Annotated in this window: 9 protein-coding genes; 3 read left to right on the top strand and 6 right to left on the bottom strand. The window is 74.0% G+C overall.

Annotated features, from left to right (window positions below):
- The first annotated feature begins 3 nt into the window (after positions 1 to 3).
- Both ACFV46_RS25670 and rfbC read left to right on the top strand, forming a co-directional pair.
- Entirely contained in the window at positions 4 to 1,941 is a 1,938-nt protein-coding gene (locus ACFV46_RS25670) for a glycosyltransferase family 2 protein (RefSeq protein WP_385499872.1), read from the top strand.
- Between the two features lie 3 nt (positions 1,942 to 1,944).
- Positions 1,945 to 2,550 (top strand): dTDP-4-dehydrorhamnose 3,5-epimerase, encoded by a 606-nt coding sequence (gene rfbC / locus ACFV46_RS25675; protein ID WP_376727710.1) that lies wholly within the window; start codon positions 1,945 to 1,947, stop codon positions 2,548 to 2,550.
- Positions 2,551 to 2,561: 11 nt separating this feature from the next.
- On the opposite strand, the gene ACFV46_RS25680 is transcribed toward rfbC, so the two are convergent.
- From ACFV46_RS25680 to ACFV46_RS25705, 6 genes are all read right to left on the bottom strand, one after another.
- The gene (locus ACFV46_RS25680; protein WP_385499874.1) at positions 2,562 to 3,365 is read right to left on the bottom strand and encodes a class I SAM-dependent methyltransferase; all 804 of its coding nucleotides are present in this window, start codon (positions 3,363 to 3,365) and stop codon (positions 2,562 to 2,564) included.
- Positions 3,352 to 4,233: a dTDP-4-dehydrorhamnose reductase gene (gene rfbD, locus ACFV46_RS25685; protein WP_385499876.1), complete on the bottom strand. Its 882-nt coding sequence runs from the start codon at positions 4,231 to 4,233 to the stop codon at positions 3,352 to 3,354. Before rfbD ends, ACFV46_RS25680 begins: the two co-directional genes overlap by 14 nt.
- The gene (gene rfbB / locus ACFV46_RS25690) at positions 4,230 to 5,210 is read right to left on the bottom strand and encodes a dTDP-glucose 4,6-dehydratase (RefSeq protein ID WP_385499879.1); all 981 of its coding nucleotides are present in this window, start codon (positions 5,208 to 5,210) and stop codon (positions 4,230 to 4,232) included. Before rfbB ends, rfbD begins: the two co-directional genes overlap by 4 nt.
- A complete protein-coding gene (locus ACFV46_RS25695) occupies positions 5,207 to 6,274 on the bottom strand; it encodes a glucose-1-phosphate thymidylyltransferase (protein WP_385499880.1) in 1,068 nt (355 codons plus the stop codon). The genes rfbB and ACFV46_RS25695 overlap by 4 nt, the downstream gene beginning before the upstream one ends.
- Before the next feature lie 84 nt (positions 6,275 to 6,358).
- Positions 6,359 to 8,815, bottom strand: coding sequence for a SpoIIE family protein phosphatase (locus ACFV46_RS25700; protein ID WP_361936564.1), 2,457 nt, complete (start codon positions 8,813 to 8,815; stop codon positions 6,359 to 6,361).
- A 159-nt stretch (positions 8,816 to 8,974) separates the two neighbouring features.
- Entirely contained in the window at positions 8,975 to 10,303 is a 1,329-nt protein-coding gene (locus ACFV46_RS25705) for a S1 family peptidase (RefSeq protein WP_361936562.1), read from the bottom strand.
- Positions 10,304 to 10,987: 684 nt separating this feature from the next.
- Here ACFV46_RS25705 and ACFV46_RS25710 point away from each other — a divergent pair.
- Positions 10,988 to 11,203, top strand: coding sequence for a hypothetical protein (locus ACFV46_RS25710; protein WP_055624467.1), 216 nt, complete (start codon positions 10,988 to 10,990; stop codon positions 11,201 to 11,203).
- Positions 11,204 to 11,336 lie beyond the last annotated feature (133 nt).

Below are 11,336 nucleotides of genomic sequence, written 5' to 3' on the forward strand. Positions count from 1 at the left end.
CCGATGCCGGTCAAGGTCAGTGTGGTCGTCCCGGTGTACAACCCCGGGGCGCACATGGAGGAGTGCGTCGCGTCGCTGCTGCGGCAGTCCCTGCCCCCGGACGCGTACGAGGTGATCTTCGTCGACGACGGCTCCACCGACGGCACCGGGGAGCGGCTGGACCAACTGGCCGCCGCGGACCCCCGCGTGCGCGTGTTCCACCAGGAGAACTCCGGCTGGTCGGGGAAGCCGCGCAACGTCGGCATCGAGGCCGCCCGGGGCACCTACGTGATGTTCGTCGACAACGACGACCATCTGGGCGACGAGGCCCTGGAGCGGATGTACGCCTACGGCACGGCCCACGACGCCGACGTGGTCGTCGGCAAGATGGCCGGCCGGGGCCGGGGCGTGCCGGTGGAGCTGTTCCGCCGCAACCGCCCCCGCGCCACGGTGGCGAACGCCCCGCTCATCGACAGCCTCACCCCGCACAAGATGTTCCGCCGCGCGTTCCTCGACGCGACCGGGTTGCGCTTCCCGGAGGGCCGACGGCGCCTGGAGGACCACGTCTTCGTCACGGAGGCGTTTCTGCGCGCGGGCAATGTCGCGGTGCTCAGCGACTACGTCTGCTACTACCACGTCCGGCGCGACGACTCCTCCAACGCCGGTTTCCAGCGCTTCGATCCGGGCGGCTACTTCAAGAACCTGCGGGAGGCCCTGGACGTCGTCGAGCGCCGCACCGAGCCCGGTCCGCTGCGGGACCGGTTGTTCCGGCGGTGGCTGCGGGTGGAGATGGTCGAGCGGATGCGCGGGCGCCGACTGCTCGACCTGCCGCCCGACTACCGCCGGGAGCTGTTCGCGCGGATGCACGAGGTCGTCGTGGAGCGCTTCGGGCCGGGCGTCGCGGCCGGGCTGCAGCCCACGCAGCAGGTCGTCGCCGCGCTGATCGCCGCCGACCGCTACGACGCCGTCGAGGAGTTCGCCGTATGGGAGGCCGGTGTCGCCCTCACCGCCCTGCCCGGCCCGGTGGTGTGGGAGGACGGCGTCCTGCGGGTCGGGTTCACCGCCGAGTACACGGCCGCCGGGGCGCCGATGACCTTCGCCGCCGACTCCGCCCCCACCCCGCTGGACGGTCCGCCGCAGGACCTGGCGGAGGCCGTGGCCTGGGTCGGCGCCGACACCGTGGCCCGGTTCGGCGAGGCCGGCGCCGATCTGCTGCTGCGTGGGCGGACGGACGGCGACCGGTACTTCCAGCCGGTGCAGGTCACCCGGGAGCGGGTGCCGGAGGGCGACGGCGGGCGGATCCGGCTGGTGCTGCGGGCGCGGGCCACGGTGGACCCGGCCGCGCTCGCCGGCGCGGGGCTGTGGGACGCGGTGGTGCGGGTCAAGCTGGGCGGCTGGACCAAGGAGTGCCGGCTGGGCCCGGCCCCCGGCGCCGGCCGTCCCACCCCGGGCGCGGCGCTGACCGGCGGGCACATGGTCCTGCCGTACTGGACGTCGCCCCACGCGTGTCTCGCGCTGGACGTCGACCGGGCCACCCGGCGCGTCGGGCTCGGCGCCCTCGCCCCGGACGACGTCACCGTCACGGACGGCAGCCTGCGCGTCCGGCTCCCCCTGCATGTGCCCGACGAGGGCGCCGAGGCGTCCCTGCGTCTGGAGGCGGCCGGGACCGGCCACGACGTGCCGGCCGCCCTGACCCCGCACGGCGAGGGCGCGCTCCTCGTGGCGGAGCTGCCCCTCGACCGGCTGCGCGGCTCGACGTGGCGGCCGGCGCTGGGCGTGCCGGGGCCGCGTCTGCTGCCGCTGCCCGTCGCGCTGCGCGTGCGGGCGGGCGGGGTCCGCGTGGTGCGGACGCCGGGGCGGGGCCCGCTGCGGCGGCTGGCGCGCGGGGCGCGGCGGAGACTGCGGGGGACGCCGCTCGGACGGACGGCGGCCCGGCTGCGGGCCCGGGCACGGGGACGGTGACCGATGCGGGCACTGGGGATCGACGGCGCGTGGGTGCTCGAACCCCAGGTGTTCCCGGACGACCGGGGCACCTTCCACGAGTGGTACCGGGGCCGCGAGTTCAGGGAGGCCACCGGCCGAGACCTGGAGCCGGCGCAGGCGAACTGCTCCGTCTCCCGGCGGGGCGTGCTGCGCGGCCTGCACTTCTCGGACGTGCCACCCGGACAGGCCAAGTACGTGACGTGTGTGCACGGGGCCGTCCTCGACGTGGTGGCCGACGTGCGGGTCGGCTCCCCCACATTCGGGCAGTGGGAAGCGGTCCGCCTGGACGAGACCGGACGGCGCGCGGTGTTCCTCGCGGAAGGGCTCGGGCACGCCTTCATGGCGCTGACCGACGACGCCACCGTGGTCTACCTGTGCTCCACCGGGTACGCCCCGGAACGCGAGCACGGCGTCGACCCGCTCGACCCCGCGCTCGGCATCGTCTGGCCGGACGGGCTCACCCCGGTCCTCTCCGGCAAGGACGCGGGTGCGCCGTCGCTGGCCCGGGCGCGGGAGGCGGGGCTCCTGCCGTCGTACGAGGAGTGCCGGGCGCTCTACGAACGGCTGCGCGGGGAGGACACGGGCTAGGGGGCGACGGCCTACCGGGGGGCGACAGCCCGTTCCACCGCCCCGCGCAGCGGCTCCCAGCCCCGGGCGCGCCGCACCCCGTGGCGCCGGGCGCGCGCCAGTGGCCGCCAGAAGCCCGCCCCGAGCAGATCCAGCGGGACCACCGCCCCGGTGCGCTCCAGGACGGTCTCGGGGACCTTCTGCGGGTCGGGCGCTTCGTACTCGGCGACGATCTCGTCGTAGCGGTCCCGCAGCACCGTGCTGCGGGGGTCGGCGCCGAAGACGACGAGCTGGCCGGTGGGCCGGGTGTCGACGGGCACGGCGAGCAGATCGGGGCGGTACCGGGCCAGGATGTCCGCGAGCTTGTAGACGTCCCCGGTCCAGGCGTCGGTGTGCCGGTCGCGGGCCGCCTCGTCGGCGTTGCGCGGCAGCATGTCGTCGAAGACGATCACGCTCGTCCAGTCGGCGTGCCGCTCGACGTTCATGAAGTCCCGCAGCGCGTACTCGAACAGGTGCATGCCGTCGATGAAGGCGAGGTCGATCACGGGGCGGCGCCAGTAGCCGAACGGGTGGCGGCCCCGGCGCAGGTTGCGCAGCGGGTGACGGCCGCCCTTGAGGTGGCTCAGCGGGTCCGGGCGGGCGAAGAAGTCGTCGCTGGTGGCCCTGACGAGATGGACGTCGCAGCGGATCTCCGTGACGACCTTGAAGGCCGGGTCGACGGCGACGCTGGGCACCCGGGACAGACGCAGGCTGCGGCCGTCGTTGACGCCGATCTCCAGGTAGGTGCGGTTGCCGCTGACCTTGTGCAGTTCCTTCAGGAACTCATGGCGTTTCACGCGGGGTCTCCTCGCGGACGGCGGGCAGGGCTTCGTGCAGGGCGGTGCGCCAGTCGCGCGGCGCCGGCAGGCCGAGGCTCCGCAGCCTGCCGTGCGCGAGGACGCTGTACGCGGGGCGGTGCGCGGGCCTCGGGAAGGCGGCGCCGCCGACCGGGCGCACCCGCCCCGGGTCGGCGCCGAGCTGCCGGAACACCTCGCGGGCGAGTTCGTACCAGGTGGCCTCGCCGGCGTTGGTGGCGTGCAGGACGCCGGTGACGTCGTGGCCGACGCGTGGGCCCAGCCGGACGAGCGTGCGGGCGAGGTCGGCGCTCCAGGTGGGCTGGCCGCGCTGGTCGTCGACGACGTCGACCGTGTCGCGGCTCGCCTCGAGCCGGATCATGGTGCGGACGAAGCTGGGGCCGTGGACGCCGTAGAGCCACGCGGTGCGTACGACGGCACTCTTGTGCGGGAGTTCGCCCAGCACGGCCCGCTCGCCGGCGAGCTTGGTGCGCCCGTAGGCGGTGCGGGGGCCGGGCGGGTGGTCCTCGGGGTAGGGGGCGCGGGCGTCCCCGGCGAAGACGTAGTCGGTGGAGACGTGGAGCAGGCGGGCGCCGTGCGCGGCACAGGCGCGGGCGAGGACGCGCGGGCCGTCGCCGTTGACGCGCGAGGCGCGTTCCTCGTCGTGCTCGGCGTCGTCGACGGCCGTGTAGGCGGCGCAGTTGACGACGAGGTGGGGGCGGTGCGCGGCGAGGGCGGCGTGCACGGCCTCGGGGTCGGTGATGTCGAGGGCGGCGCGGTCGAGGGCGGTCACCGGTTCGCCGCGCGCGCGGAGCAGGCCGGCCGTGTCCCGGCCCAGCAGCCCGCCCGCCCCGGTGACCAGCCACTTCATCCGCGCTCCTGCCGTATGCGCCGGATCCGCGGCTCCCACCAGGACCGGTTCTCCCGGTACCAGGCGACGGTGCCGGCGAGTCCGGTGGCGAGGTCCCGGCGGGGCCGGTAGCCGAGTTCGGTGCGGGCCTTGGTCCAGTCGACGCTGTAGCGCAGGTCGTGGCCCTTGCGGTCCTCGACGTGCTCGACCCGGTCGCCGCCGGCGCCGCAGGCCTCCAGCAGCAGCGCGGTCAGCTCCTTGTTGCTCAGTTCGGTGCCGCCGCCGAGGTTGTAGACCTCGCCGGGGCGGCCCTGGACGCGGACGAGTTCGACGCCGTCGCAGTGGTCGTCGACGTGCAGCCAGTCGCGGACGTTGCGGCCGTCGCCGTACAGGGGTACGGGGAGCCCGTCGAGGAGGCGGGTGACGAAGAGCGGGATCACCTTCTCGGGGAACTGGCGCGGGCCGTAGTTGTTGGAGCAGCGGGTGACGCGCACGTCGAGGCCGTGGGTGCGGTGGTAGGACAGGGCGAGCAGATCGGCGGACGCCTTGGACGCGGAGTACGGCGAGCTGGGCCGCAGCGGGTCGTCCTCGCGGGCCGAGCCGGTGGCGAGGGAGCCGTAGACCTCGTCGGTCGAGATGTGCACGAAGGGGCCGACGCCGTGACGCAGGGCGGCGTCGAGCAGGACCTGGGTGCCGACGACGTTGGTGAGGACGAAGTCGCCGGCGCCGGTGATGGACCGGTCGACGTGGGACTCGGCGGCGAAGTGGACCACCTGGTCGGCAGCCGCCATGAGGTGGTCGACGAGGGCGGCGTCGCGGATGTCGCCGCGCACGAACGTCAGCCGGGGATGGTCCAGGGGCAGGTTGTCCGTGCCGCCGGCGTAGGTGAGCTTGTCCAGCACGGTGACATGGGGCGCGTCGGCGGCCTCCCGGGCGAGCAGGGAGCGGACGTACGCGGAGCCGATGAAGCCGGCGGCGCCGGTGACGAGGAGGTTCATGTGTGGATCTGCACCTTGCTGTGGTCGCCGAGGACGAGGCGGTGGGCGCTGGGCACGCTGGGCGCGGGGGTGACCTCGACGTGCCGGCCGATGAGGGAGGACTCGATCCGGCCGACGCCGTGGATGGAGGAGTCGCGCAGCACGATGGAGAACTCCAGTTCGCTGTCGGCGACATGGCAGTTCTCCGCTATGGAGGTGAACGGGCCGACGTAGGAGTCCTCGACGACGGTGCCGGAACCGACGACGGCGGGCCCGACGATGCGGGAGTTGACGATGCGCGCCCCCTCCTCGACGACGACCCGGCCGACGGTCTGCGACCGCTCGTCGACCTCGCCGTCGATCCTGCGGGTGAGCCCTTCCAGGACGGTCCGGTTGACCTCCAGCATGTCGGCGACGTTCCCGGTGTCCTTCCAGTAGCCCTCGATGACGGTGCTGCGCACGTCGGCGTTCCCGTCGATGAGGTGCTGCAGGGCGTGGGTGATCTCCAACTCGCCACGCCACGAGGGGGTGACGGCGCGTACGGCGTCGTGGATGACGGGGGTGAACAGGTAGACGCCGACCAGGGCGAGGTCGCTCCTGGGGTGCCGGGGCTTCTCCTCCAGGCCGACGACCCGCCCGTCGGCGCCGAGTTCGACGACGCCGAAGGGGCGGGGGTCCTTGACGCGGGTGAGCAGGATCTGGGCGTCGGGGCGGGTGCGCCGGAACTCGTCGACGACGCCGGTGATGCCGCCGACGATGAAGTTGTCGCCGAGGTACATCACGAAGTCGTCGTCGCCCAGCCAGTCACGGGCGACCAGCACGGCGTGCGCGAGGCCCAGCGGGCGTTCCTGGGGGATGTAGGTGACCTTCAGGCCGAACGCGGATCCGTCGCCGACGGCGTCCTGGATCTCCTCGGCCGTGTCGCCGACGATCACTCCGACGTCGGTGATGCCGGCCGCGGCGATCGATTCCAGCCCGTAGAACAGCACGGCCTTGTTGGCGACGGGGACGAGTTGTTTGGCCGAGGTGTGCGTGATCGGCCTCAGGCGCGTACCGGCGCCACCGGACAGCACGAGAGCCTTCATCTGCTTCACCATAGCCCCGATTCCGCCGATTTGAGGCTGTCGGGACTGGCTTGTTCTCTACGCTCCAGGCGCCGCGGGCCGGTGTCAGCCGGAGAGCGCGATCTCGCACCACACCTGTTTTCCGCCGCTGACGGGCACGGTCCCCCAGGTCGTCGTCATCGCCTCGACCAGCAGGATGCCGCGTCCGCCGGTCGCCTCCCAGCTGATGCTGGTGGGGCGGACCGGCGTGCGGGGCGAGGAGTCGGCGACGGCGACCCGCAGCCGCCCGCCGACCAGGGTGAGGTCGAGCCGGACCTGCCCGTCGGTGTGCACGAGGGCGTTGGTGACGAGTTCCGACACGACGAGCAGGGCGGCGTCGCGGTCCTGCGGCGGCACCTGCCAGGCGCGCAGGGTGCGCCGGGTGAACCGGCGGGCGTGGCCGACGGCCTCGGGCACCCGCCACACGGCCCAGGTCTCGCGCAGCGGCCGGACCTCCATGCCGTCGTAGCGCAGCAGGAGCAGGGCGATGTCGTCGTCGCGGTGCGCCCCGACGAGCAGCCCGTCGGCGACGAGTCCGAGGTGGGCGGGGTCGGACACGGCGAGGGCGGCGGCGAGCCGTGCGATGCCGGTGTCGATGTCGGCGTCGGAGGACTCCACCAGGCCGTCGGTGGTCAGGGCGAGGACGGTGCCGGGGCGCAGTCGCAGCGGGCTCATCGGGAAGACGGCCTCGCGCACCACCCCGAGCGGCGGGCCGCCGTCGGCCTCGGCGACCTCCGTGCCGCCGTCCGGATGACGCAGCACGGGCGGCGGGTGCCCGGCCCGTACGCACCAGGCGGAGCCCTCCTCCAGGTCGACCTCGACGTAGCAGCAGGTGGCGAAGAGGTCGGTCTCCATGTCCATCAGCAGCCGGTTGGCGTGGTGGACGACGACGTCGGGCGGGTGTCCCTCGGCCGCGTAGGCGCGCAGCGCGGTGCGCATCTGGCCCATGAGGGTGGCGGCGGCCGCGCTGTGCCCCTGGACGTCGCCGATGACGAGGGCGACCCGGTGGTCGGGCAGCGGGATGACGTCGTACCAGTCGCCGCCGACCTCCAGTCCGGCGGTGGTCGGCAGATAGCGGGCGACGGCCTCGGCGCCGGGCAGCCGGGGCAGCCGGCGGGGCAGCAGCTGCCGCTGGAGCATGCCGACGAGTTCGTGCTCGGCGTCGAAGGCGCGGGCGCGTACGAGCGCCTGCCCGGCGAGGCCCGCGGAGGCGGTGAGCAGGGCGCGTTCGTCGGGGCCGAACTGGTGCGGGGTGTCCCAGCCGATGAGGCAGGCGCCGGCCATGGCGCCGCCCGCGGGCAGCGGCAGGACGGCCAGGCCGCCGGGCCCGACCTCGGCGAGGGCGGGTTCCAGCGGGGCCCCGGCCGGCCAGATCTGGGCGCGTCCCTCGCGCAGGGCGTTCGCGAGGGTCGGCATGGCGCGCACGGGCGCGTCCGGCCATTCGGTGCGCCACTCCAGGCGCCACAGCGCGGGCCAGGACTCCGGGTCGGGCGGGTCGAGGACGGTGACGACGAGCCGGTCGTGCTCGAGTTCGGCGAGCGCGATGCGGTCGGCGCGCAGCGGCTCGCGCAGGGCGGTGACGACGGCGTGGCTGACGTCGCGGACCGTGCCGGCGGTGGCGAGGGCGGCGGCGAGGCGCTGGACGCGGGCGACGTCGGTGACCTCGGGGCGCAGGGTGGAGGCGTCGGCGACGGTGCCGACGAGCCGGGCGGGGCGGCCCTCGCCGCCGGGCAGGAGGCGGCCGCGCAGCCGCAGCCAGCGGGGCGGGCCGGCGGGCCGGACGACCCGGAACTCCAGTTCCCGCTCGCCGAGGGACATGTGGTCGGCCTCGACGACGGACATCAGCGCGGGCAGGTCCTCGGGGACGGTCAGGCCCAGCAGGGACTCCACCTTGCCGTCGAAGGCGGCGGGGGTCAGCCCGAACAGCGCCAGGAGGTCGGCGCCGACCTCGACGTGCCCGCTGTCCACGGCGAGGCTGAACGCGTCGGCGGGCAGGTCGCCGCCGGTCTCGGCGGCGGGCCGGGCGGGCAGGGGGACGGCGCCGGCGATCAGTTCCAGACAGTCCCGCGCGTCGGCGTCGAAGCCGCCGGGCCGTTCGGTGACGGCCAGCAGGCACCCTCCGGCGCCCTCGCCGCGCACGGGCAGCGCGGCCAGGGAGAAGTCGCCGTCCGGGGTGCGCCGGGCCTCCGCGAGACCGGCGAGGTCCCGGGGGCCGAGATGGACGGGGCGGCCGGTGCGGTGGGCGTCGGCGGCCGGTGACGGCCCGTTCAGGGCGTAGCCGTCCCGCAGGCCGTACAGGGACCGGGGCACGCCCGCCGACTCGTGGACGCAGAGCAGTTCACCGTCGTCGTCCGGCGTGTAGAGGGCGGCCAGGGAGGCACCGCAGAAGACGAGCGCCTGTTCGAGGACCCGGCGCAGCCGTCCGCTCGCGCCGGGCTCGGCGGCGAGGGCCTTCAGGACGTCCTCGGCACGCCTGTTCCTCGTCCGGCGTCCCGTAGCGTCCTTTCCGACCACGTTCGCCATTACAGCGCTGATGCGCCCCGTACGCAGCCCCTGTGACGGTTCCGTGCGGCCGGGGAGCGGGAGGGCGGGGACGCGACGGCGGTCCGGTCCTCCCGCCGGAGGGCCGGACCGCCGTCGTGCCCGGGTGGGTCACCGTGTCCGTGGGCCGGTGGCGTCGTGTCAGTTCCCGGCGCCGTTGCCGACGATCTGGCCGAGGCCCTGGCCGCGTCCGTGGCCCCGGCCGTTCCCGGCGTTCTGACCGGTACCGGCCTGGTCACCGGCGCCCGCCTCCTCACCCGCACCGGCCTGGTCGCCGGCACCGGCCTGGTCGCCGGCGCCCGCCTCCTGGCCGGCCCCTGCGTCGCCACCGGCGCCCGCGCCGCCCGCCGCTCCGCCGTCGCCGAGGGTCGCGCCGACCGCGGCGAGCGCGGTCGTCACCGGCTGGAAGAACGTCTCGCCGCCGACGGTGCAGTCGCCGCTGCCGCCGGAGGTCAGGCCGATCGCCTGCCCGTCCTGGGTGAACAGGGAGCCGCCGCTGTCGCCGGGCTCGGCGCACACGTCGGTCTGGATGAGCCCGGTGACCGTGCCCTCCGGGTAGTTCACGGTGGCGTCGAGACCGGTGACCTGACCGTCGTTCAGACCGGTCGTGCTGCCCATCCGGAAGACCTGGAGGCCGACCGTGGCGTCGGCGGCCTGGCTGATCGCGAGCGTCTGCTGACCGAGGTTCACCTCGCTGGGCGCCTGGGTGGCCGGGTCGTCGTACTTCACCAGTGCGAAGTCGCCGGCACCCGGGAACGTGGCCTGGTCGACGGTGGCGATCGGCTGCCCGCCCTGGGCGTCGGACCACTGCGCGGCCGCGACTCCGCAGTGACCGGCCGTCAGGAAGGCCGGGGTGCCGTCGCCCGCGGTGACGTTGAAGCCCGCGGAGCAGCGCGCGCCGCCCGCGAAGATGGCGTCGCCGCCGGAGAGGAAGGTCTTGAAGGTGCCGGCCGACTTCTTGACGTCGGCCATGCCGGGGCCGAGCCGCTCGACGGTGGACTCCAGCCGGTCCCAGTTCTTGCCGGTGACGGTGCTGTCGGCGGTGACGACGATCTTGTTCGTTCTGGGGTCGACGGCCCACGCCGTGCCGGGGATGGTCGCCTCGGACTTCAGGGTCTGCGCGCCCGACTTGAGGTCGGCCAGGCTGTTCGCGACCTCGCGGACCTTGGCGCCGGCCTTCCTCGCCTCCACGACCACGTCGTTGTCGTCGCCGTTCACGACGTTCACCACGAGCTGCTTGCTGCCGGCGTCGTAGTACGAGCCGGCGAAGGCGTCGCCGAGCAGTCCCGCGAGGCGCGAGGCGAGATCCGGGGCGTCGGCCGCCTTCAGGGTCTTGGGGGCGGCCGTGGCGTCCGGGGCCGCGTCCTGGGACGCGTTGGCGTTCGGCAGCAGGATGGCCGCCGCTCCGAGCGCCGCCACGCCGCCCGCCGCTATGGCGGCCTTGCGCTTCGGCATTCGCTTGTGACTCAACTTCTCGACCTCCTGGGGGACGGGGTCTGCTGCCGCCGTTCGTCTCGTGCGGCGGCTGTTTCTCGAGCGCCTGGTCGGCAGTTGGTACGCGCGGGGCTGCCGGAGCGTTCAACTCCGTTCGCAGAAGCGTCGTTCGAGGGGCCGGAAGCGGTCGCGCGCCGGGCGCGGAGGGGGTCCGGGTCGCCGGGAGACGGACCGATCCGAACAGACACCGTGCGCAGTCGGTCGATCGCGGTCCGTGGCGGATCAGGAGCGGAATCCCGGCTTCAGTGAATCTGCACATTCAATACTCAACGAAGTCACCGCGCGCCGGGGTTCCCCACAGGCCGCTACCGCCGGTCACCCCCTTGGGGCCGGAGTGTCGCTTTCGCCGTACCGCCCGCCGCCACCTCCACGGCCGGCGCAACGGCTGGTGCGGGCCGATGCTGTGACGCATGTGAAGAAGTCGCCGACAAGACGTGCCCACTTCTGCACCGATTCCCACGCGGGGCCCTCAAGTGCCCTGACGAGGCATTCGTTTGATTGGAAGCCCGCACCCGCACCGTGCTTTGATCCATCGCACCGCGGGGGCCGCCAACGGCTTTCCCGGAAACGGGCGCCGGGCGCCTGCGGTCGCGGCCGTCATCTGTCCCCAGAGGGGGCCGCTCCCCCTTGTGAATATCCATTAGGAAGGGAAGTTCCACCATGAACTCCACCCCCCAGGTTGCGACCGTCGAGATCTCCGACGCCGAGCTCGACAACGTCTCCGGCGGCCTGCAGGTCAACGCCGTGAACGGTGCCCTCGACGCCGTCAACGGCATCGCCCCGGTCTCCGGCCTGCTCAACACGGTCGTCGGCACCGTGGAGGGTGTCACCGGCCTGAACACCGCCCCGGTCACGGGCCTGGTCGCCGGTCTCTGATCGCGCCTTTCGTACCACCGAGTCCCGGAGCCGTCACCCGGCTCCGGGACTCTCGGGTGCCACGAAACAGGAAATCCCCTGAACCAAAAGCAGGAACGAAACACCGTGATGGGATTTCGGCCCCGCCCCGCAG

Source organism: Streptomyces sp. NPDC059852 (assembly GCF_042731455.1).
In the GTDB taxonomy this organism is placed as follows: Bacteria; Actinomycetota; Actinomycetes; order Streptomycetales; family Streptomycetaceae; genus Streptomyces.

What these genes read in the sequence shown, in the direction of transcription:
- ACFV46_RS25670 (WP_385499872.1), top strand. Translation starts at nt 4, where the DNA reads ATGCCGGTCAAGGTCAGTGTGGTCGTCCCGGTGTACAACCCCGGGGCG.
- rfbC (WP_376727710.1), top strand. Translation starts at nt 1,945, where the DNA reads ATGCGGGCACTGGGGATCGACGGCGCGTGGGTGCTCGAACCCCAGGTG.
- rfbD (WP_385499876.1), bottom strand. Translation starts at nt 4,233, where the DNA reads ATGAAGTGGCTGGTCACCGGGGCGGGCGGGCTGCTGGGCCGGGACACG.
- rfbB (WP_385499879.1), bottom strand. Translation starts at nt 5,210, where the DNA reads ATGAACCTCCTCGTCACCGGCGCCGCCGGCTTCATCGGCTCCGCGTAC.
- ACFV46_RS25695 (WP_385499880.1), bottom strand. Translation starts at nt 6,274, where the DNA reads ATGAAGGCTCTCGTGCTGTCCGGTGGCGCCGGTACGCGCCTGAGGCCG.
- ACFV46_RS25700 (WP_361936564.1), bottom strand. Translation starts at nt 8,815, where the DNA reads ATGGCGAACGTGGTCGGAAAGGACGCTACGGGACGCCGGACGAGGAAC.
- ACFV46_RS25710 (WP_055624467.1), top strand. Translation starts at nt 10,988, where the DNA reads ATGAACTCCACCCCCCAGGTTGCGACCGTCGAGATCTCCGACGCCGAG.